This is a genomic window from Microbacterium proteolyticum, from assembly GCF_029639405.1.
In the GTDB taxonomy this organism is placed as follows: domain Bacteria; phylum Actinomycetota; class Actinomycetes; order Actinomycetales; family Microbacteriaceae; genus Microbacterium.
The window spans coordinates 1,713,359-1,735,803 of the sequence record NZ_CP121274.1 but is presented as its reverse complement, the minus strand read 5'-3'; the positions used below and the strand labels follow the sequence as shown (position 1 = coordinate 1,735,803).

The window sequence follows — 22,445 nt, the reverse complement described above, 5'->3', positions numbered from 1 at the left end:
GTTGTTCCGTGCCGCAGACCCGGAGGCATGACGCACGGCGCGCGTGAACGCACACCCGCTCAATGATACGCGCCCGGAAGGGTGCGGGCAAACGTGTGCGGTCCGACGCTCAGCCCATCAGCAGGAACAGGATGATCGCTGCGGCGACGACGACCGCCGCGACCGTCACCGCGAGCACCAGACCGCGGATCCGAGCGCGCCGGCGCGTGCGCGGCCGTACCTCGGCGGCATCCGGCGCGTCGGTCGGGCGTGCGGGCGGGACGGCGCGGGTCACGCGGATCGCCTCGTCCGCACGGGGGCGGTACAGATCGTGATCGCCGACGGGGACACGCGCCGCGCGGGGCACAGGAGCGGGGTCCCCCGACGGGATCTCGGGAGTCTCGGCACGGTCACGCGATCTGCTGCGGCGCGTGCCCGTCGCGGTGTCCTCGTCGACCGTGGATGCCTCGTCCGCGGTGCTCGCGGGAGTGGGCTGCGCGGGCCCGGTGGCACGCCGCCGACCGGGAGCGGTGGTCTCGTCGACGGCCGGCTCGTCCGAAGGATCGGGAGCACGCCGTTCGCGCGCCACGCGGACCGTCTCGTCGGCGGGGACGTCCGACGGGACGGACTCCGGCTCGGGCGCCGGACGGACCTGCCGCACCTGGACCGTGTCCTCCGCCGGCGCATCACGCGTCACGCGGACGGTGTCGTCCACCGGCGCGTCACGCACGACACGGACCGTGTCCTCCGCCGGAGCATCACGAACGACACGGACCGTGTCCTCCGCCGGCGCGTCACGAGCCACGCGGACGGTGTCCTCCCCCGAGGCGAGCCGAGCGGAAAGTGCGGTGTCCTCGTCGATCTCGTCCGCGTCGACCGGGGCGGAGGGGCGAGTCGGCCAGGCGCGCAGGCGGCCCGCCCACAGGGTGACCTCGTCCGGATCGTCGGGGACGTCGTAGGGGCCGCTCACGGTTCCCTCCTCGTCAGTCGCACCTCCGCGTCACCGAGGAAGAACCGCTCGCCCGCCTCGATCTCCTCACCGGGAGGGGCCTCCACCTCGGTGCCCATGAGCGTCGCGAACAGCACGCCGTTCGTGGAGTCCAGGTCGGTGACGAACCAGGTCTCGCCGCGCAGCTGCAGTCGGGCGTGGGTCTTCGAGACGGTGCGGGTCTCGTCGGCGATCGGCACGAGCTGGGCGTCGGGGTGCGCGGCATCCGGAGTCGGCCGGCGTCCGAGGATCACCACGTCGGACGTCAGGTCGACGGGCACGCCGTTCGGCGGCACGAGAGCCCACGGGATCCGACGGCGCCGGGTGACCACCGTGCGGTCGAGGGCATCGAAGTCGGCGTCATCGGGCTCGGCGGGGAACTCCGGCTGCGTGTAGAGCGCCGACACCGACGTGCGCGCCGATCGCGGCGCACCCGCGTGCGGGGCATCGGCGACGGCGGACACCGCCTCCGAGAGCTCGGGGAAATCCTCGTCCGGCCCCTCGTCCGCGGGCGCGGGCACGGGGGTGCCGCCCGGCGCCGGACGCGTGAGCGGTTCGTCGATCGCCGCATCCTTCTCGGCAGAGGGGGGCGACGGCGCGCGCCACTGCTCAGCGTCGTCCGGTGCGCCCACGGGGACATCGGGCTCGCGCTCGGAAGGGGCGACGGCTCCGGCCGACGCGGCGGGGCGGGCGCGCGACGGAACGGCCGGGGTGAGGGGGGCCGCGCTCCACGGGGCATCCGCTTCGGCAACGGGCGACGAGGCGGGGGGTTCCTCGCGGGCGCCCGCGGGCGGGTCGGCCGGTGCCCGCAGGGCCGCGAGCGCCTCGGACACGGAGGTGCGGGCGTCCTCGGGCGGCGAAGTCTGCGAGCGATCCGACTCGTCGACCCGCGCATCGGAGGGGGGCGGCGCGGACACCGGCGCGCCCGGAAGCGTGGGCGGTGCCCAGTCCGTGGGCGGCGGTGGCGCATCCGCGAGCGACGGGGACACCGCCGAGAAGGGCAGGGCGATCGGCTCCGACACCGGCGGCGGAGCCGGTGCGTCCTCGCGCCCGGCGTCGTGCGGTGTCGCCGGGAGCTCGGGCGTCCACCCACCGATGAGGGGGACGTAAGGACCCGCGAAGTCCTGGCCGCGTCGCACCGGCGCGGAGTTCTCGTCGATGCCGCCGGAGCGGCGGACGCCCGGGGTCTCCCCCACCCAGCGCGCGGCGCCGAATCCCAGGATGCTCGCCCACACGACGCCCAGAAGCGCCCCGAGGACGGTCATGCCTGCGCCACGATCGAACCCGCGGTTGACGCGGTGCACCGCGACGATGAAGACGACGGCGAAGGCCAGGGCGCCGAACAAGGGGATGAAAATCAGCAGGATGAGCCACGGCGAGAACCCGCCGATCTTCAGGATCGTCCCGAGGTTGACGAACGGGACCCATGCCTTCCAGGTCGACTCCCCCGTCTTCGCGAACACGGCGGCGAGCGCCAGCGCGTACCAGACGTACACGATCACGAAGAGGAGCAGCGTCAGCGCTCCCAGGAGTACACCCGTGGAATCGTTCATGTCGTCTCGCGCCGCCCGGCGGGCGGGCGCTTCCCCCTCTCGTCGCGGTGCGGCGGCCGTCGGCGCATGGGGCTCGGGGCGAAGAACCGCAGGAACGATCTCAACGATACGGCCGCGCGGACGCGGCGCCACCAGCCGCGCTGACGCGTCAGCACGCGGCGCTCGTCCTCCACGATGCGCCAGAACTCCGCCGCCTCGTCGGCCGTCACGGTACGAGACGAGAAGACGGCCCGGTCCGCATCCTCGGCGAGTCGCCTCCCCGACGGGGTGTCGAAGGACTCCGCCACCTCGCGCCGGGTCGAGGAGGGCCGCGGGTCGCGGCCGGCATCCACCCCGGCATCCACGTACTCGTCCCACCCGCCGGCGATCGAGACGCGCGGATCCGGGTCACGGCGACGACCGCGACGACGGACGGCCTTGGCCACCACGACGGCGAGGAACGGACCGAACACGATCAGCGCGACCAGCAGCGCGATACCGCTGATCCGCAGGATCGGCCAGAGCCACGCGAGATCGAGCCCGTCGTCGTTCCTGTCGTCGTCGGTGAGCGCGTTGTCCTCCTGCACCGGGTCGGGCGGAACGACCTCGTCGACGGTGTCCGGGCGCACCTCGGTGACGTTCTCGGGGTCGCGCTGCTGCGTCACTTCGAGGCTGGGCGAGAGCTCCCACTGCGGGGTCGCATCGATCGCGGCCCACCGCCCATCGACGTCGCGCACCTCGGTCCACGCGCTCAGATCCCGCGCGCGGCATTCGCCCGCCTCGCACGTCGCCACACCGGCGTCGCTCGAGGTGAGGCGCGTGCCGACGACGACGCGCGCGGGGAAACCGAGCTCCTCGGCGACGAGCGCGGCGGCGACGGCGAACTGCTCGTCGTCGCCGACGGCGGCGACGTAGTTGCCGGTCGACTGCGCGCGCGGGTCGTCCTCGCGTTCGAGCAACCGCTGGAACATCGTCTCGATGCGCGCCAACGAGTGGCCCGACGCGCTCGGCTGCAGCTGGTAGCCGACGAGGTCCGTCGTCCACTTCGGTGCCGGCGCACCGGCGGCCGGGGCGAGTCCGTGGCTCAGGTAGCCGCGATCGCGCAGGAGACGGATCAGCGCGACCAGATCCGCACCAGAGCTCCCGGTAGCGTGCTCGTCGACCCACCGACGAAGGTTCTCCCCGCCCGCCACGCCACCGTCGACACCGGATGCCGTGAAGGTCGCCGGGTCGACATCGGTCGGCTCCACCGCGGAGATCGTGTACGCGTCGCCGGGGATCAGTCCGCCGTCCGCGATCTCGACGCCGGCCTGGGCATCCGCGCTGTAGTAGAAGCGGTCGGCGAGGACGTTCCGGCGGTCGCCCTCGAACGTCGCCGACACGAGTCCGGCGGCCGTCGGCATCCAGATCCCGCCCAGGTCGCCGATCCGGATGTCGGCCTCCACCGCGCGGCCGGAGCCGGCCGGCAGGCTCGAGGGCACCCGGACGAACGCTCCCTGCCTCGAGCCGGAGGAACGGTAGACCTCACCGTCGTACACGTCCAGGGTCGCCACACGGATGCGCTCGGGCGCGGTGCCGGTGCTGTCGACACGGAACAGCACGTCCTCGTCGCGGGCGTCGGAGAACATCGCCCGGTACTCGGAGAGCGGGCTCACCGCCTCGGCGATCTGACGCTCGGGACCCGCGGCGGATCGCAGCACGCGGCGATCGGCATCCTGCGCGGCCCACGGCACGACCGCCACGGCGGCGACGACGGCCACCACGACCATCGCCGCCCCCAGCGCCGCACGGCGCCGATCGGTGCGCGAGCGCCGCCGCGGCTGGGCGACAGCGCCGCTCTCGCTCGCCCGACGGAGCGCGCGCGTGCGTTCGTCGCGCGTGCGCCACGCGAGCCACAGCACCGCCGAGAGGACGGCCGCGACCCCGATACCGGTCTCGACGGGGGCCGCGAGCCACAGCGGGCCGACCGTCAGTGGCGCGCTCGTCGAGGTGCGACCGAAGAAGAGTCCGAACCCGCTCATCGCGAGCCCGCTCACGACGGCGAACGGGGCGAGTCGATCGGAGCGGAGGGCGAGCCCGAGGGTCGCCGCCGTCCCGACCAGGAACACCAGGAGCGCCGGCACGAGGAGATTGCGGTAATCGCCGACGGGGAGCTCGACCGTCACCAGGTCTTTCCACGCGAGCACCACGCCGGCGAACGCCTCGCCAAGACCGCGCAGGATCTCCACCGGACCGCCTAGACGCGACGGCACGGCGAGCGGCACGGCCAGCACCGCGAACGCGCCGGCGAGGAGGGCGGCGGTGGCCCAGCCGCCCCAGCGGCGCCACGCACTCACCCCGACGAGCCCCGCCGAAACGGGCACCGCGACGGCCACGAGGACGAGGAATGTCGGCGACGCGTACACCGGCCACGCCGCGACGGTGGCCAGGAGAACGGACACGCCGGTGAACGCCCCCGCCGCGACGACGCGGGCACGTCGGGCCGGATCCGTCCGACGCGCGGAACCGCTCACGAGGTCGCCCCCCGCACGAGGAGGCCCGCGAGATCGTCGAGCGTGCCGATCGTCAGGACCGTGAGGCCCGCGACGCTCCGCATGCGCGGGTGGGCCCGTTCGTCGCACACGACCGCCGCGACGGCGGTGTCGGAGGGGAAGGCCAGCGCAGCCTGACGCAGCCGCCCGATCGACACGGCGGAGCCGACGACCACGAACGCGATCGACAGCCTCTCGTTCGCCTCGGATGCCAGGCGGCAGACGTCCTCGACCGGCATCGTGTTCTCGTGATGGGCGATCGCACTGAAGCCGTCCAGCATGGCGCGCGGCGTCGCCGTCGGGACGTGCCGGATCGCGCGGAGCCGGCCCTTGACGACCCGCGGGATCTCGGTCCCGGTCACCACGTCGATGTCGCGCGCGTCGCGGACGGCACGGAGCCCCAGCGACGCGGCGGCCGACACCGCGAGCTCGTACTCGTCGGCATCCGCGTACTCCTGGGTCGCCGCGGCCAGCACCACGGCCATCCGCGACCGTCGCGACTCCTCGTACTGCCGCACCATCAGCCGCCCGGTCTTTGCGGTCGACTTCCAGTGCACCTGCCGTCGGGAATCCCCCGGGACGTACTCGCGGATCGCGTGGAAGGACATGTCGGCGTCCACCAGCCGCCGGGTGGCGCTGCCCTCGAGGTCGCGGATCAGACCGGCACTCGTGGACGGGAGTCCCACCGTGCGCGGGTGGACGTACAGGTCGTGGATGTCGTCGAACGCGTGCTCACGGCGCAGCAGACCGACCGGGTCGCTGCGGACCGTCGTCACGGGTCCGATGCGCACGACCCCGCGGGGCAGGGGCGGGATCTCCAGGGGCTCGGTGACACCGTGGCCCGGCCGCAGCAGCGGGACGGCGAACTCCACCAGACCCCGGCCGACGGGGATGTCCAGGCGCCCCGGGAGCGCGGGGCGACCGCTGGAATTGCGCACGCCGATCTCACCCGTGACCCCGTGCCCGGCGACGACCCGCTCGTGGGTGAGCGACAGATCGACGTCGTACGCGCGTGCCCCGAAGAGGAACGGGACGCTCATCATCAGCAGCAGCAGCGCGACCGATCCGGCCACCATCCACTCCACCCAGCCGAAGATGAGGCCGAGGACCAGCCCCGCCGTGGCCGCGACCGCCACGACCGCGCCCGCCGGTCGGACCGTGCGACCCGCCCACCGCGCCGCCGCCTCTCCGGCATCCACCATCGTCTGCCACACCTCGGCGGCGCGCACGGCGGCGCGCACCAGCCGACGGGTGCGACGGGTCGACGTGGACGTGATCGAGGTGCGCGAACCGGTCCCGACCGTGCCGGCGGAGGTGCGCGTCAGCCGCGACTCGGTGAGGCTCACGTCGGGCACGACGTCACCCCCCTGTGGCGGAGGATCGGGCGGGCGTGCACGGCTCAGGCGCTCTCGCGCTGCGTGGGAGGCACGGTGTCCAGGAGCACCTGCCCGACGACGGCCTCCTGAGTGACACCGTCGAACTCCGCCTCCGGGTGCAGGATCAGACGGTGCGAGAGCACTGCGACGGCCAGCGCCTTGACGTCGTCGGGGGTCGCGTAGGTGCGCCCCTGCGCCGCGGCGCGCGCCCGCGTCGCCCGCGTCAGAGCGAGCGCGCCGCGGATGCTGACCCCGAGCCGGACCTCGTCGGCCGAGCGGGTGGCATCCACGATCCGGGCGATGTAGTCGAGGACCAACGCGTCGACGTAGACGCTCGCGGCGAGGTCGGCCATGCCGACGAGCGCCTGCGGCGTGATGATCGGACGCAGATCCGCGGTGGCGACCGGAGCGCCGTCCAGGATGCGGACGGTGGCGGCGTGGTCGGGGTATCCGAGCGAGGTGCGCAGCAGGAACCGGTCGAGCTGCGCCTCGGGCAGCCGGTACGTTCCCGCCTGCTCGACCGGGTTCTGCGTCGCCAGGACGAGGAACGGCACGCCGACCTCGCGCGAGACGCCGTCGATGGTGACCCGCGCCTCCTCCATGACCTCGAGCAGGGCGGACTGCGTCTTCGGGCTCGCGCGGTTGATCTCGTCGGCCAGGACGATGTTGGCGAAGATCGGGCCGGCGTGGAACTCGAAGGTGCCGGTCTTCTGGTCGTACACCGTGATGCCGGTGATGTCGCCCGGCAGCAGGTCGGGGGTGAACTGGATGCGGGTGTTCGTCCCCTGCACCGACTGCGCGATCGCGCGCGCGAGCGAGGTCTTGCCCGTTCCCGGGACATCCTCGAGGAGCACGTGCCCGTCACTGAGCATGGCCGTCAGCACGAGCTCGACGACGTGCCGCTTACCGAGCACGGCGCGCTCGACGTTGTCGGCGATCTGCGCGAAGGTCTGGGCGTACCAGGTCGCCTGTTCCTGGGTGATCGTCATGGCGGTGCGTCTCTCTGTCGGGGGGATCGGGAGGGTCAGGGGGTGGTGGGGGCGGACGGATCGTCCGAGGCGGTACCCGGCTGGCACGTGCCGCTCGTCTCGAGGACCGCTTTGTCGAGGCCCCAGCCGCGGGCGGACCAGTCGACGGTGACCAGGACGTTGGTGACCGTCGTCGCGCCCTTGGGGACCAGGTCCGACCCCTCGGGCGGGGTGAGGACCTTGCCGTTCTTGTCGGTGTAACGGGCGGCCGCGCGGTCGAGGCTCACCGCGGCCTGGTCGTTGCTCGAGTCCGATGACACCTGGAGGCGTTCGCCGGCGACACAGGATGCCACCCGGGTACTCGCCTGCACCTGGTACGGCGCACTCCCCGACGCGGGCGCGACCCGACCGGTCTCGGACTCCGTGCCCCAGAGCTGGTGCCGGAAGTAGACGCCGATGTTCGGGTCGGATCCGAACACGCTCGAGGTTCCGTCGGAGAAGTTCCTGTACTTCACGTCGTTGAGCCGCGGAGGCTTGCTGCCCTCGACGATGCCGGAGATGCGCCACCGCGCGACGGATCCGTTCTCCGCGTAGACGGGCCGTGCCCCCACCTCGAACGTGTATCCGCGCGGTGCCGCGGTGTCCTGGGCCACGCGGTACTCCTGCGTCACGCTCTGCGACCCGTACGAGGTGCCGTCGTAGCTGGACTCGACGCAGAAGGTGAAGGTGTACGCGACACCGTCGAGCTTGCCGGGGAAGTCGCGCCGCGGACCGTCGTCGCCGACGCGGCAGAAGCCGCCCTCGACGATGCCGTACCGGAGCTTCGAGTCGGTACCGTTCTGCCGCGCGGTTCCCTCGACCGTCACGGTGGAGACCCCGTCGCCGGTCGAGCGCGAGGTGATCGTCATGTTGGGCTCGAGCGGCGCGCCCACACCGTGCGCCGAGAACGTGAGCGCCCCGCCCTGCGCCGAACCGCCGAGTCCCGCCGGGACCTGGAAACGCGACGTCGGGGTGACCGTGATCTGCGTGCTCGAGTTGCTGCCGACCTGGAACCCGTCGACCCGCACATCGTCCTGGTTGCGCCCCACGCTGACGGTGCGCGTCTCACCGGCCGCGCTGCGGATCTCGAGCTGCCCGGTCTCGGCGGACTCGACGCCGCGGATGACGAGGTCGGCGACGTTGCCCTCGCCACCGCGCGTGACGACGGGGGTGAACTCCCCGGATCGGGGCTGCGCGGGCGGATCGTACGCCCACCCGTTCGTGCGCACCGAACCGCTCGACTCGCCCACCGCGTTCACCGCGGTGACGACGTACTCGCGCTGTTCCCCGTTGGGTGCGCTGATCGAAGGGCACGAACCGTCGGGTCCGCACTCCGCGACGACCTGCCCACCGAAGCGCACGCGGAACCCGGTCAGCGCGGGATACGCCCGTCGGGCCTCTCCGGGGTCGATCCGCAAGGTGAGCGATCCGTCCGCGTAAGCCGTCTGGCGGACGCTCGCAGGCGCGCGGGGGAAGCCCTGGAGATCCAGCACCACGCGGGCGTCGCGCGTCCCGGCGGTCGAGCGCCCCTGGGCGTCCTTGAGCGTGACCGTGGCCGCGCACGTGGCTCCCGGCGCGTCGGCCGTCCACGAGGCCCGCACGCTCGCCGACGAAGCGACGTCGAATCCGACCCCGGCGCACGCGCTCGTGGGACGCACGCTCACGACCTCGAGCGGGGTGCGCGGCAGCGGATTCACCTCGCCCGGCAGCCCCACCGCGTCGATGGTGCAGCTCGAGCCGGATGCCTGCGAACACTGCAGCGTCGTCGTCCCGCCCTGCGGAAGGGTCGACGGGGCGGCGCCGACGCGCAGCAGAAGACGTGCGGGCGCGACCGCCTTGTGGCTCGTCACCGACACGATCGCGGCGTTCTCGCTGCCCGGGACGGCGCGGTCGGCGCCGGTGACGGTCACGATCGAGCCGTCCAGCGTCACGGACGAGAACGCGGACCCCGAGTATTCGAGCGCGTACCGGATGCCGGCCCAGTCCTCGCGACCCAGCTGCCAGCCGGTCATGTTGCGCAGGTCGAACGTCGCCGTCTCGCCCGGTCCCACCGTGAGCGAGCCGGGACGCAGCTCCGGCTGGGGCTCGCGCGCCACGACGCCGATCGGCACGGACAGCACCGTCCACTCCTCCGTGCCCGCGACGCGCACCGGCACCTGGCACGCGTCGGTCCACGGCGAACCGCTCCCCGCGTCGTAGCGGACGACGGTGCCGGTGACGCTGCAGCGTCCGTCGGGGCGCACGCCGGTCGTCGTGACGGCGGGACCGACTTCCAGGGTCGCCCTCCGCGGGACGGCGACGAGAGCCGCCATGTCGAACTCCACGGATGCCAGCTCGTCGACGCGCTGCGCGGACCCGGGCCGCAGTGCCAGAGTGAGGTCGTCGTCGCCGGGGACCCGCACGAAGGCGTACGTCGTGACCTCCTGGCCGCCGACGGTACCGGTCACGGCGAACGGGATGACGCGCCGCGTGGCGGGAAGCTCTCCCGAGACCCGTCGGCCGTCGACGCGGACACCGGTCGGCTCGCCCCAGAGCGACACGCGCAGGTCGCCCACATCGCCCCCCGACCAGGTCGCGCGGCCGTCGATCACGTCGACGCCCGAGACGAACTGGTCGCGGTCCTCGAGCGTGAGGACGGTGTCGGACACCACGGGATAGTCGGGCACGCTCTCGCGCACGACCTTGACCACGACCAGGCCGCGCCCGGTGTTCCCCGAATCCGACTCCACGTCGTAGAGGAACGACATCGTCGCGGAGGCCTCGCCGGCGCGGATCACGACCCCCGTCTCGGAGACGTTCTCGACCATCGCGTCCAGCCGCGTGTACTCGGGATTGTCGCTTCCGTCCACGAAGGTCTTCGGCAGATCCGGTCGCACGCCCGTCAGCTTCAGGCGACCCTGCGTGGGGTCGATGTCGTTCGCGAGCGGGCTCACGCGGATGCGGCTGTCCGCGCCGGCCTGCACCTGGACGTAGTCGGTGAACGTGATGGGACTCGGGTTGGCCTCGGCATCCAGGACTCCGATGCGGACCGTTCCCTCGCCCGTCGCGCCGGAGGGGTCGGACACGCGGTAGCGGAACGAGACCTGCCCCCGGTCGCCGGCGACGGAGGAGTACACGATGGAGGAGCCGTCGGCGGAGATCGAGGCGGTCCCCCGATCGGGCTGCGTCACGATGCGGTCGAGCACCACCGCGTCGCCGTCGGGGTCGGCGCCGAAGCTGCGGAACGGCACGGTCGTCGTGCCGCCGCTGAGGACCCGACCCTGCAGCGTGTCGGGAACGGGGGCGCGGTTGGCCTCGGGACCGAGGACGGTGATGCGCACGGTCGCCTCGTCCCACAGCGACGGCGTTCCCGTCGTGTAGACGCGGTAGGTCACCTCGTAGGATCCCGGCGTCGTCGGCGCGAGGTAGCGCAGCACACCGCCGGAGGCGAACGCGAGCCCGTCCACGGACGGAGTGGCCTGGACGGATGCCGGGTCGAGGGTGGGACGCCCGCCGGCCGGGGACACGTCGTTGTCGAGCACCGGGATGTCGGCCTGGGTACCGGCGCGCACGGTGACGGTGTCGTCGACGGCGATCGGGGCGATCTCGGGAGCGGGAGGGAGCAGGTAGACCGTGGCCTCGCCGCCGACGCGCGAACCCTCGTCGTCGGTGCCGTCGCTGACGGTGTAGGCGACGGTCCCGAGCAGACCCGGGCCGCCTTCGGCGGTGGATCCCGAGACCCGGAGGTCGTTCTGGCCGACCGTGTCGACCGTGAGGGACGCGCCGTCCTCCGCGGACGCGACGACGTCGCTCAGCAGGAGCACGCGTCCGGTCGGGTTGGACACCGCGGCGAACACGTCGAGCGTGGCGTCCTCCTGCGGCCGGACGAAGGCGACGACGGGGGCGGTCGACAGCTGGGCGGGGGCGTCACCGGGCAGCAGCGTGATCCGCGCGGTGCCGGTGGCGTCGCGTCCGGCCCCGGTGACGGTGAAGTCGACGCGGTAGACGCCCGGCTGCGACGCCGAGAAGTCGAACGTCGTCGTGCCGCCGACGACGGTCGCGGTGGCCTGCGCGTCGTCGAGGACGCGGACCGAACCGATGGTCACGTCGCCCGCCGTGCCGGTCACGTGGGGGCCGACGTCGACCGTGAGGGCCGAGCCGGCCGTGTCGACGACCGCGAAGGACTGCACCGCGAGCGCCGGGTCGGGTGCCACGCGGATGAGCAGCGGCTTCGTCGTCGTCGCGCCGCGGGTGTCGGCCACGGTCACGTCGAGCTGGACGGTCTGCTCTCCCCCGGACCCGTCGTCGGAGTGCTGGTAGACGACCTCGCCGGCCGGAGTGGATGCCACGCTCCCGATGCCGCTCGGGTTGTCGACCGACAGCAGCAGCAGCGGGTCGCCGTCCGGATCGACCCAGCCGGGGAGGACGGGGACGGTGATGGTGCCGCCGCGCGCGACCTCGGGCGTGGGCCAGGCCTGGAGGCACTTCTCGACACCGCACCAGACCGGGGCGGCATTGGAATCGTCGGGGGCCACCGCCAGGGTCACCGTCGTCGACGCGGAGGTGAGACCGTCGGCGGTGGTGCCGTCGGTCACCGCGTACGAGAACGTCGCCGAGCCGGTGGCATCCGGGGCGACCCGGACCGCGAGCCGCTGACCGTCGTCGGTGACGGAGAGACCGCCGAACCCGGGGTCGAGGCCCGTCACGCTCTCGGCCACGATGCTCAGGACGTCCTCGTTGGGATCGTGGTCGTTCAGCAGCACCGGCAGGGTGATCAGCCGCCCGGCGCGCACGCCGAAGCTGTCGGGCTCGGCGATCGGGGGCTTCGGGTCGAGCACGACGCTCAGCTGCTCCTCGCTCTGGACCGCGGCCTCTTCGGTGCGGTCGTCGAGCGTCCAGCTCTGGCTCGACGCGAGGAGCGTGCCGTCCGGAACGGTCCACACCCACCCGGTGCGGGTCTCGTTGAGGATCACGGCGTGGTCGGTCGCGACGAACACGGGCCTGCGCTGATCGGGCATGGTCGCCCCGCCGTAGGAGAGGTCGGTCTCGCCGGCATCCGATCGCCACAGGGTTCCGCGGGCGTCGCCGGGCAGGAGCCACGCGGCGTACGCCACTCCGTCGTGCTGCACGGGCTTGGCCGGCTGCCCGAGCACGTTGCCGCCCGCGCCGACCTCGCGCCGCGTTTCGCCACCGTCGACGGGGATGCTCCACAGCGACTGGTCGTCGGCGAGGTAGACGGAGCTGCCGCGCGGATCGGGGTCGCCCACGATGAGCTGCTCGGTGGTGTCGAGGTCGACCGGGTCGTGGCCGCGCACCCACACGCGGCCCGCGTCGGCGTCGACCAGCACCCACTGATCCCCCGCGGCGGTGATCACCGGGGAGGCGACATCGACCTCGAGGGCGTCGCGCCCCTTCAGCTCGTCGGCCTCGATGTCGTACCGGATCACCGAACCGTCCACGGACGAGTAGGCGAACAGCATGCCGCGGGCATCGACGGTCACGGCATCCGCGGTGTACGTGCGCGCGTCCTCGTCGCCCGCGGTCCCGAACGGGTCGAGCTCGGTGACCGACTGTCCGGCCCGGCTGAGTCGGCTCGCGTACAGGGCGCCACTGTCGGTGCGGTAGACGACGAAGTCGCCCGCCGTCACGACCGAGGTCGTCCCCGGCGGGGTGTCGGGAGCGGAATCGAGCTGTTCCTCCTGCAGGTCGACCGGCTGAGCCTCGTCGATGCGGGCGATCTTGCTGTAGCCGTCGGTGAAGAGGTAGGCGCCCTCCGGACCCTGCGCGACCTGGCTGGGGTTGCCGGCGGTGCGCACGGTGTCGAGTTCGCCGACCGTGGTGTTCACCCGGGCGTAGCGCTGCCCCTCGCCGGTCTGGAGGGCCCAGACCGCGGTGTCGACCTCGGGCGTCTCCTGCGCGTCGAGACCGGGCCAGACGATGCTGGCGGTGACGACGAGCGCCGCCGCGACGAGGGTCGAGGTGAGCCCCGCGATGGTCCGACGCTTCATCGGAGGACCCCGGTGGCCAGCAGTGCCACGACGACGACCGCGGCGGAGGCGACCAGGGTGGCCGCGGCGAGCACCCATGGCAGGACGCGGTGGGCCGAACGCGTGGGCGCGGAGATGTCGGTGTCCTCGTCACGGGCGAGGCCTGCGACCCCGGACGGATCGCGGAGCTTGCGGACGCTCTCACGCTCGACCCGGGAGCGTGCGGGGCCGCGCAGCGCACCGTCGGCGAAGTCGACCGCGCGCGCCGCGGGCGCCCATTCGGCCGCCGGCACCTCGAGGGGCGAGGCGGGGAGCCCGAGCTCGGACTGCACCTTCTGCAGAGCCTCCCCCACCTCGCGGGCGCTGGCGAAGCGGTCCGCGGGGCTGCGCGACATCGCCCGTGCCAGGACCGCCTGCAGCGCGGGCGGGACATCGGTGCGGGCGATCTCGGTGTAGGACGCGCGGGCGATGCGGCGGCGCAACTGCTCGCGGGAGTTCTGCCCGCGCTCGCGTCGCTCGAACGGGCTGTGGCCGGCCAGCAGCGAGTACACGGTCGCGCCCAGACTCCAGACCTCGCTCGACACCGTGCCGGCGGTCTGCTCGGCGATGACCTCGGGTGCGCTCCACGGGACGCTCATCGCGAGCATCTCGTCGGCCCCCTGCCGCACCAGCGACGACGAGATGCCGAAGTCGGCCAGCACCGGCGCCCCGAACGTCGTCACGAGGATGTTGCTGGGCTTCACGTCGCGATGGACGAGGCCGGCGTGGTGCGCCGACTCGAGGGCGCCCGCCATGCGGACCCCGATCGAGAGCACCTCGGCCACCGGCATCCGTTCCACCCGGTACCTCTGCGCGAGCGAGCCGGGGCAGTACTCCATGACGATGTAGGGCCGCCCGTCGGCCGAGATCCCGGCCTGGTAGACCGTGACGATCGAAGGGTGCGCCGAGAGGTGGGCGAGGACGTCGGCCTCGGCGTTGAACATGCGCAGGAGGTCGGGGTCGCGGACGTCGCTCGGCAGCACCTTCACCGCGACGTCGCGACGGGGCATGTCCTGCCCGTAGAGGAAGACGTCGGCGAAACCACCGGAACCGAGGGGACGGATGTAGGCGAGCCCCGGCAGGATCGGGGGTGACGAGGGCAGGCGCTGCGGCATTGTGCCCCCTCCCCGGAACTCGCGTCCGCCACACCTCGCGCGGACAACCCGGCAACTCTAACAAAGCCCCCTGATCCGGTCGGGGGCTTGTGGAGAGGGCTCAGGATGCCAGGGGACCGGGGTCGCGAGGATCGAACGGGGCGTCGAGCGAGCGCGAGAGATCGTCGAGCATCGCCGCGACCTGCGGCTCGACGTACTCCGCCACGGCCGCCTGGATGCGCAGCCGATGGTGCAGCAGCACCGCGCACACCTCCCGCCCGATCATGTTGGCGTAGTCGTCGGCGAGGCCGACCTCCTGCCGCAGCGCCGCCTTCGCGGCATCCGACAGCGGCGGGAGCGCGGGGATCGCGGCGTCCTCTTCCGCGGCCAGACCCGTCAGCGTGAAGAGGAACGGCGCACCGGGCTCGGGCTCCGGGTCCAGCGGCATCCCCTCGAACTCGGGCTCGAGGCCCTCGGCGGGACGGTACGAGCGACGGCGGTTGCGCGCCGCCTGCTGGTCGAGCTCGGTCTGCAGCATCGGGAGGTTCCGCGACGTGTACTCGGCGACGGCGTGGTCGACGATCGACTTCACACGCGTCGAGAGGCCGTGCTGCACGCCGTGCGGCACATCGGACCCGAGGCCGGCCGCCGACAGCACCGGCGAACCGAAGCACCGACGGCACGGGGCGACTCGCCCGCGATGATTCGCCGGCTCCCACCGGGGCAGCCACGCGAGCCAGGCGTCCACCGCCTGGCCGACCTGGGTCTCGAGCGACCGCTCCACGCTCCTACGCTAGTGCGACAGACCCCCGAGCGGCGGATGCCACGGCCCCCGGATCAGCGATCTTCGTCGTCTTCGCGCTCCCAGCGCCAGTGCGGGCGTTCCCCGCCGCTGCGGACGAGCAGGACTCCGAACGCACCGGCGACGAGGGCCGAGACCGCGACGACCGCACCCGGCCACCCGAGGGCCACCGCCCCCGCGGCGGCGAGCCCGCGCGCCGCATCACCCCCGGTGACCGCAGCGCCGATGGCGATCCCCACGGTCTCCCCCACGTACGCGCCGAGCGCGCACGGCACCGCCGTCAGATAACCGGGTGGGACGGCTCGCAGGCCCCACAGCAGCACGCCGGCGAACACCGACAGGGCCAGGAGCATGCCCGCTACGCCGGGCAGCGGCCCGAGCCCGCGCACCGGGATCACATCGGCGTCGAGGGCAAGGCTCGCCACGCCCAGACCGGCGATGGCCAGCGCGAGGAAGACGGCCGTCGCGAAAACGACGGCGACCGGCGGGGTCACCCCCGCCGGTCGCGGCGCGTCTGTCATGGCATCCGGTCTCAGCGGGCCAGCAGGGGCCCGGCTTCGAGGGTGCGCTCGTACTCGCGCTGCGCCTCGTCGTTCAGTTCCGTCACGCGGCGTCCGCGGCGGGCGACCCACGCCCCGAACCAGATGGTGAGCTCGCGGCCGAGGACGAACGCGACGATGGCGAGCGGCGCGAGGACGCTCTCCTGCAGGAGGTCGACGCCCTGGCGGTTCGTGAGCATCCAGAACGGCGCGGCGAAGAGGGCTCCCAGGAGGTAGCCGCCCCAGCTGATGACGCCGACCAGGAGGCCCCACACCACCCAGTGGCCCCATCCGCCGCGGTTGATGATCGCGCCGAGGAACCAGAAGCCCACGAAGAAGGCCACCGTGGGCACCCACAGGCTCCACGTGGTGAGGGCCGCCAGCGCGGCGTCCGCCAGGTCGGACGTCTGGATCGTGCCGAGCAGCAGCCCGAGGCCCAGGGTCGCGGCGAGGTACAGGACGGCGAAGACGAGGGTCGCGAGGAGACCGATCGCACCGGCCGCACCGCGGTTGCCCCGGGGACGCGGAGCCTCGGGGGCCTGGACGAAGATCGGCTGCGCGGCACCGACGGGCCGCGTCTCGTCCGCGTAGGCGGGAGCGACGGCGGTCGCCGCCGCGGCACCCGCGGCCGCGGCACCCGCGGCGGGGGCGGCGTCGGCACGGTGCTCTTCGCACACGGGCTCGGCGGTGGCGGTGTGCGAAGCGCCGGCTTCCGGCTCAGCCGACGCGGCGTAGGCCGCCCACCGGGCGTCCTCGTCCTCGAGATCGACGGAACGGTGCGCGGCGGGAGCCGAGACGGGGGTCTGGCTGCGCGGCTCGACGGGCGAGGCGTCGTGCACGGTGGTCGTGGCGGCGGGGGCCGCCGAGTCGTGACCGCCCTCGCGCTCGTTCCAGGCCGCGGCCGCTTCCTCCGGGTCGACCGCGTCGCGGCGGGCGGCCTCGGCGTCGGCGAGCCCCTCGTGGGCACGGCCGACGACGTCGTGCGCCTCTTCCTTGGGCTCGTCGACGGGGTCGCCGTACGACTGGGGGTCGCTCATCGGGGTCTCCTCACGCGCGCAGATATGGTGCGGCGCCAGGCTAACCCGCGCCACGGTCTGCGCGGCGGAGGCGTGCCGTCGTGTGTCGGTCTCGACCGTGTCGGCGGGTCCGCCTAGGGTGGGCGACATGACCGGTCGACCCCCCGCTGCGGCCCTCGCCGCGGTGCTCGCGCTGACCGCCGCGCTCGCGCTGAGCGCGTGCGCTCCCGAGCAGGGCACCGCGGAGCCCGCGCCCACCGCCGCCTCCCCGAGTGCGTCCGGCACCCCGGGTGGCACACCGATCCCCACGATCACCCCCACCGTCGCCCCGGCGGCGATCCCCACCGACTGCCGCGCGATCCTCACGCCCGACGTGCTGTCGCAACTCGGGTCGATCCCCTTGAACGATCCGGCACTCGGCCCCTCGGGGGTCCAGGCCGACGGATCCCTCATCTGCATCTGGCGCGATCCCGCCGCCGACACCACGGGCCTGGTGACCAAGATCACGCGCATCGACCGCGGCCCCGCCCTCGACATGCTCAACGACCTCGTCAACACCCAGGGGTTCAGCTGCTACACGCCCGACGACGGCACCCGCTGCGAGAAGACCTGGATCAACACCACGTACGCCGTCAACGACGGTCGCACGCTGTTCTGGCGCGACGACGTCCTCATCGACACCCAGTACTCCAACCTCGCCCCCACGGGCTACACGGCGAGCATCATCGCCGCGATCTACGGCTGACCCGTCGGCGCGCCCGGCCGGGCGCGCTCCGGCGCGGAGCGGGTGCGCGCGCGCCAGGTGCGCGGTACGGCCGCGGAGCCGGGCGTCGCCACAGGCATAAACGCGATTCGCACACATAAACGCGTGCTCCCCGCGTTTGTACGAGCGGATCGCGTTTATGCGTGTCGGGCACGGGCGCGGACTACTCGCCGAAGGCGCGGGATGCCACGATCGCGACGTACCCGTCCGGCATCCATCCGTCGAAGGTCGACGACACCCACCGGTCGCCGCGGACGTCGTGCACCTCCACGACGTCTCCGGCCGTGCGCTCGCAATGCTCGGTGTCCCCCGCGGTCGTGCACGCGAAGCCCTGACCGGTCAGCGTCGCCACCACGGCGGCAGCCCCCTCCGACGAGACCGTGGCGACGCTCGTCTCCAGCCACCGTCCCGACTCGCCGCGCCAGTGGCAGGTGATGACGGGCGTGCCGGCGGCCGCCGCGACCGCCTCGGGTGTCGACGAGGCTGCGGAGTGCCGCTGCGTCAGCAGCGCCTCGGGCGACCACACCAACTCCGACCACATCGGCTGCGTGTACAGGTCACGGCAGGTGGTGGCCGGCCCGGGGACGCGCGGGGCGTCCGTCCACGGCGCCGTCGTCGAGCCGGCCCGCAGCGTATCGCCGACGAAGGTCACCGCTCCGGGTACCCCCGGCGCAGCGAGGACCGCGAGGACCGCGACCACGGCCGCGCACAGCACGCCGACCGGCCATGCGATCCAGACGCTGCGTCCCGCGACTCGAGCCATCCGTTCCTCCCCGTCCACGGTAGGCGACCGACCCCGGCGCGTCGGCGCGGCGACACGCCGCGCGCCCAGACACGTCATCCGTCGGAAACGCGCCGGGCACGACGAAGGCCCCCGGCGTGAGCCGGGGGCCTTCGGGGATCAGGATGCCGCGCCGAGGCGTGGCATCCGTCTCACTCAGTTATACGTACCGGGCGTGAAGTCGTCCGTCGAGAAGCTGTCGAAATCGACGTAGCTCAGGTCGGCGTCGCTGTAGGCGCCGTCCGAGGCGAAGATGCGGTTGGGGTACCGCTCGCTCTTGGCCTCCTCCGTCGCCTCGACCGTGACGTTGCGGTACTTCGCAAGACCGGTTCCGGCGGGGATGAGCTTTCCGATGATGACGTTCTCCTTGAGGCCGACGAGCGGGTCGCTCTTGCCCTCCATGGCCGCCTGCGTCAGGACGCGGGTGGTCTCCTGGAACGATGCCGCCGACAGCCACGACTCGGTCGCGAGCGACGCCTTCGTGATACCCATCAGCTCGGGACGACCCGACGCGGGACGCTTGCCCTCGCCGACCGTCTCGCGGTTGATGGTCTGGTAGCGCTTGAAGTCCACCAGCTCGCCGGGCAGCAGGTCGGTGTCGCCGTGGTCGACGACGGTGACCTTGCGCAGCATCTGGCGCACGATGACCTCGATGTGCTTGTCGTGGATCGGCACACCCTGCGAGCGGTACACGCCCTGGACGCCGTTCACGAGGTACTTCTGCACCTCGCGGGCACCCTGCACGCGCATGACCTCCTTGGGGTCGAGCGTTCCGACCTGGAGGGGCTCGCCGACCTTGACGTGCTGGCCGTCCTCTACGAGGAGGGTCGCACGCTTCAGGACCGGGTAGACCACGGGCTCGTCGCCGTTATCGGGCGTGAGGATGACCTTCTTGGCCTTGTCGGTCTCGTCGATCGTGATGCGGCCGTCGGCCTCGGCGATCGGCGACGCACCCTTGGGGGTACGGGCCTCGAACAGCTCCTGCACGCGGGGCAGACCCTGCGTGATGTCGTCGGCCGACGCGGAACCACCGGTGTGGAAGGTACGCATCGTCAGCTGGGTACCGGGCTCACCGATCGACTGGGCCGCGATGATGCCGACGGCCTCGCCGATGTCGACGATCTTTCCGGTGGCGAGCGAACGGCCGTAGCACTTCGCGCAGACACCAACGGCCGACTCGCACGTGAGGACCGAGCGGACCTTGATCGACTCGACACCGCCCTCGACCAGCTTGTTGATGAGCACGTCGCCCACGTCGTCGCCGGCCTCGGCCAGCACCGTGCCCTGGGCATCGACGACGGCCGCGGCCAGGGTACGAGCGAAGACCGAGTTCTCGACGTTGGCGTCCTTGATGAGAGCGCCGGTCGAGTCGACCGCGGCGATCGGGAGCTCGAGGCCCTTCGACGTACCGCAGTCCTCCTCGCGGATGATGACGTCCTGCGAGACGTCCACCAGACGACGCGTGAGGTAACCCGAGTCGGCCGTACGGAGAGCCGTGTCGGCCAGACCCTTACGGGCACCGTGCGTCGCGATGAAGTACTCGGCGACCGACAGACCCTCGCGGTACGAGGAGATGATCGGACGCGGGATGATCTCACCCTTCGGGTTGTTCACCAGACCACGCATACCCGCGATGTTGCGGATCTGCAGCCAGTTACCACGGGCGCCCGACGAGACCATGCGGTTGATGGTGTTGTCGGCCGGGAAGTTGTCGCGCATCGCCTTCTGGACGGCATCCGTGGCCTCGGTCCAGATCTTGATGAGCTCCTGGCGACGCTCGGCGTCGGTGGTGAGACCCTTCTCGTACTGCGCCTGGACCTTCGCGGCCTGCTTCTCGTAGCCCGCGACGATCTCGCCCTTGTTCGGGGGCGTGAGGATGTCGCTCAGCGCGACCGTCACACCCGAACGCGTGGCCCAGTAGAAACCGGCGTCCTTGATCCGGTCGAGCGATGCCGCGACCTCGACCTTGGGGTACTCCTCGGCCAGCTTGTTCACGATCTGCGACAGCTTGCCCTTGTCGGCCTGCTCGCGGACGAACGGGTAGCCCTTGGGGAGCGTGTCGTTGAAGATCGCCTGACCGAGCGAGGCATCCACGAGACCGTGCTTCTCGTAGCCCTCGGGCGCCTGGCCCTCGAGGAACGTGAGGCCGGGGATGCGGATGCGCGCCTTGGCCTGCAGGTCGAGGGTGCCCTCGTCCTTGGCCAGGATCGCCTCGCCCACCGAACCGAACGCACGGCCCTCGCCCACGGCACCCTCCTTGAGGGTGGTGAGGTGGTGGAGGCCGATGATCATGTCCTGCGAGGGCAGGGTCACCGGACGGCCGTCGGACGGCTTCAGGATGTTGTTCGACGCGAGCATGAGCACGCGCGCCTCGGCCTGGGCCTCGACGGACAGCGGCAGGTGGACGGCCATCTGGTCACCGTCGAAGTCGGCGTTGAACGCCGCGCAGACGAGCGGGTGCAGCTGGATCGCCTTGCCCTCGACGAGCTGGGGCTCGAACGCCTGGATGCCGAGACGGTGCAGGGTGGGTGCACGGTTCAGCAGCACGGGACGCTCGCGGATGATCTCTTCCAGCACGTCCCAGACCTCGGGACGGTAGCGCTCGACGGCGCGCTTGGCGGCCTTGATGTTCTGCGAGTGACCGAGGTCGATCAGGCGCTTGATCACGAACGGCTTGAAGAGCTCGAGCGCCATCTGCTTGGGCAGACCGCACTGGTGGAGCTTCAGCTGGGGTCCGACGATGATGACCGAACGACCCGAGTAGTCCACGCGCTTGCCGAGCAGGTTCTGGCGGAAACGACCCTGCTTTCCCTTGAGCATGTCGCTCAGGGACTTCAGGGCGCGGTTGCCGGTACCCGTGACGGGGCGACCGCGGCGGCCGTTGTCGAACAGCGCGTCGACGGCCTCCTGCAGCATGCGCTTCTCGTTGTTGACGATGATCTCGGGGGCACCGAGGTCGATCAGGCGACGGAGGCGGTTGTTGCGGTTGATCACGCGACGGTAGAGGTCGTTCAGGTCGGAGGTGGCGAAACGGCCACCGTCGAGCTGGACCATCGGGCGCAGCTCCGGCGGGATCACCGGAACGACGTCGAGCACCATCGAGGCCGGCGACATGCCGGTCTGCAGGAACGAGTTGACGACCTTCAGACGCTTGATCGCGCGGATCTTGCGCTGGCCCTTGCCCTCGGAGATCTGCAGGTGCAGGCTCTCCGACTCGGCGGCCAGGTCGAAGGTCTCCAGGCGACGCTTGATCGACTCCGCACCCATGTGGGCCTCGAAGTACTGACCGAACCGGTCCTGGAGCTCGTGGAAGACGTCATCCTCGGGCTTCAGGGCGCCGACCTCGAGCGTGCGGAAGTCCTCCCACACGCGCTCGAGCTTGGCGATCTGCTCGTCCGCGTTCTTGCGGATCGAGGTCATGTCCTTCTCGGCGGCGTCCTTGACCTTCTTCTTCTGGTCCGCCTTGGCACCCTCGGCCTCGAGGGCCGCGAGCTCCTCCTCCAGCTTCGCAAGGCGAGCGGCGATGCGCGAGTCGCGACGGTCGCCGAGCGTCTTCAGCTCGAGACGGATGTTGTTCTCCTGCGTCGCCAGGTCGCGGTGACGAGCATCCTCGTCGACCGAGATGACCATGTAGGCGGCGAAGTAGATGACCTTCTCGAGGTCCTTCGGAGCCATGTCCAGCAGGTACCCGAGGCGCGAGGGCACGCCCTTGAAGTACCAGATGTGGGTGACGGGCGCGGCGAGCTCGATGTGGCCCATGCGCTCGCGACGGACCGAGGACTTGGTGACCTCGACGCCGCAGCGCTCGCAGACGATGCCCTTGAAGCGGACGCGCTTGTACTTGCCGCACGCGCACTCCCAGTCGCGCGAGGGTCCGAAGATCTGCTCGCCGAACAGACCGTCCTTCTCGGGCTTCAGGGTGCGGTAGTTGATGGTTTCGGGCTTCTTGACCTCACCGAAAGACCAACGACGGATGTCGTCGGCGGTGGCCAGGCCGATACGAAGCTGATCGAAAGTGGTTGATTCGAGCAC

13 protein-coding genes are annotated in these 22,445 nt (G+C 72.0%); 1 reads left to right on the top strand and 12 read right to left on the bottom strand.

The genetic code is table 11. The features are described 5' to 3' along the window. Positions 1-109: 109 nt before the first annotated feature. From P8R59_RS08800 to P8R59_RS08755, 10 genes are all read right to left on the bottom strand, one after another. Entirely contained in the window at positions 110-949 is an 840-nt protein-coding gene (locus P8R59_RS08800; RefSeq protein ID WP_278103634.1) for a hypothetical protein, read from the bottom strand. Further along, on the bottom strand, positions 946-2,520 hold the full coding sequence (locus P8R59_RS08795) for a DUF5684 domain-containing protein (RefSeq protein ID WP_278103633.1): 1,575 nt from the start codon (positions 2,518-2,520) through the stop codon (positions 946-948). Before P8R59_RS08795 ends, P8R59_RS08800 begins: the two co-directional genes overlap by 4 nt. Next, positions 2,517-5,012, bottom strand: coding sequence for a transglutaminase domain-containing protein (locus tag P8R59_RS08790; protein ID WP_278103631.1), 2,496 nt, complete (start codon positions 5,010-5,012; stop codon positions 2,517-2,519). The genes P8R59_RS08795 and P8R59_RS08790 overlap by 4 nt, the downstream gene beginning before the upstream one ends. Further along, on the bottom strand, positions 5,009-6,385 hold the full coding sequence (locus tag P8R59_RS08785) for a DUF58 domain-containing protein (protein WP_278103630.1): 1,377 nt from the start codon (positions 6,383-6,385) through the stop codon (positions 5,009-5,011). Before P8R59_RS08785 ends, P8R59_RS08790 begins: the two co-directional genes overlap by 4 nt. A 44-nt stretch (positions 6,386-6,429) precedes the next feature. Beyond that, on the bottom strand, positions 6,430-7,395 hold the full coding sequence (locus tag P8R59_RS08780; protein WP_077050673.1) for an AAA family ATPase: 966 nt from the start codon (positions 7,393-7,395) through the stop codon (positions 6,430-6,432). A 35-nt stretch (positions 7,396-7,430) separates the two neighbouring features. Beyond that, a complete protein-coding gene (locus P8R59_RS08775) occupies positions 7,431-13,400 on the bottom strand; it encodes an Ig-like domain-containing protein (protein WP_278103629.1) in 5,970 nt (1,989 codons plus the stop codon). Next, positions 13,397-14,533 carry a serine/threonine-protein kinase gene (locus P8R59_RS08770; protein WP_278103628.1) on the bottom strand — a complete coding sequence of 379 codons (1,137 nt, stop codon included), beginning with the start codon at positions 14,531-14,533 and terminating at the stop codon, positions 13,397-13,399. Before P8R59_RS08770 ends, P8R59_RS08775 begins: the two co-directional genes overlap by 4 nt. Positions 14,534-14,633: 100 nt before the next feature. Further along, complete coding sequence (locus P8R59_RS08765; protein WP_077050676.1) at positions 14,634-15,296, bottom strand: spermidine/putrescine ABC transporter substrate-binding protein; 663 nt, start codon at positions 15,294-15,296, stop codon at positions 14,634-14,636. A 53-nt stretch (positions 15,297-15,349) separates the two neighbouring features. After that, positions 15,350-15,835, bottom strand: a complete 486-nt coding sequence (locus P8R59_RS08760; protein ID WP_278103627.1) for a hypothetical protein — start codon at positions 15,833-15,835, stop codon at positions 15,350-15,352. 11 nt (positions 15,836-15,846) lie between these two features. After that, positions 15,847-16,890: an ABC transporter gene (locus P8R59_RS08755; protein ID WP_278103626.1), complete on the bottom strand. Its 1,044-nt coding sequence runs from the start codon at positions 16,888-16,890 to the stop codon at positions 15,847-15,849. Positions 16,891-17,017: 127 nt separating this feature from the next. On the opposite strand from P8R59_RS08755, the gene P8R59_RS08750 reads away from it, so the two are divergent. Next, complete coding sequence (locus P8R59_RS08750; protein ID WP_278103625.1) at positions 17,018-17,614, top strand: hypothetical protein; 597 nt, start codon at positions 17,018-17,020, stop codon at positions 17,612-17,614. 181 nt (positions 17,615-17,795) lie between these two features. Here P8R59_RS08750 and P8R59_RS08745 read toward each other — a convergent pair whose 3' ends face one another. Then, positions 17,796-18,395 carry a hypothetical protein gene (locus tag P8R59_RS08745; RefSeq protein ID WP_278103624.1) on the bottom strand — a complete coding sequence of 200 codons (600 nt, stop codon included), beginning with the start codon at positions 18,393-18,395 and terminating at the stop codon, positions 17,796-17,798. Between the two features lie 174 nt (positions 18,396-18,569). Next, positions 18,570-22,445, bottom strand: coding sequence for a DNA-directed RNA polymerase subunit beta' (gene rpoC / locus P8R59_RS08740; protein ID WP_278103623.1), 3,876 nt, complete (start codon positions 22,443-22,445; stop codon positions 18,570-18,572).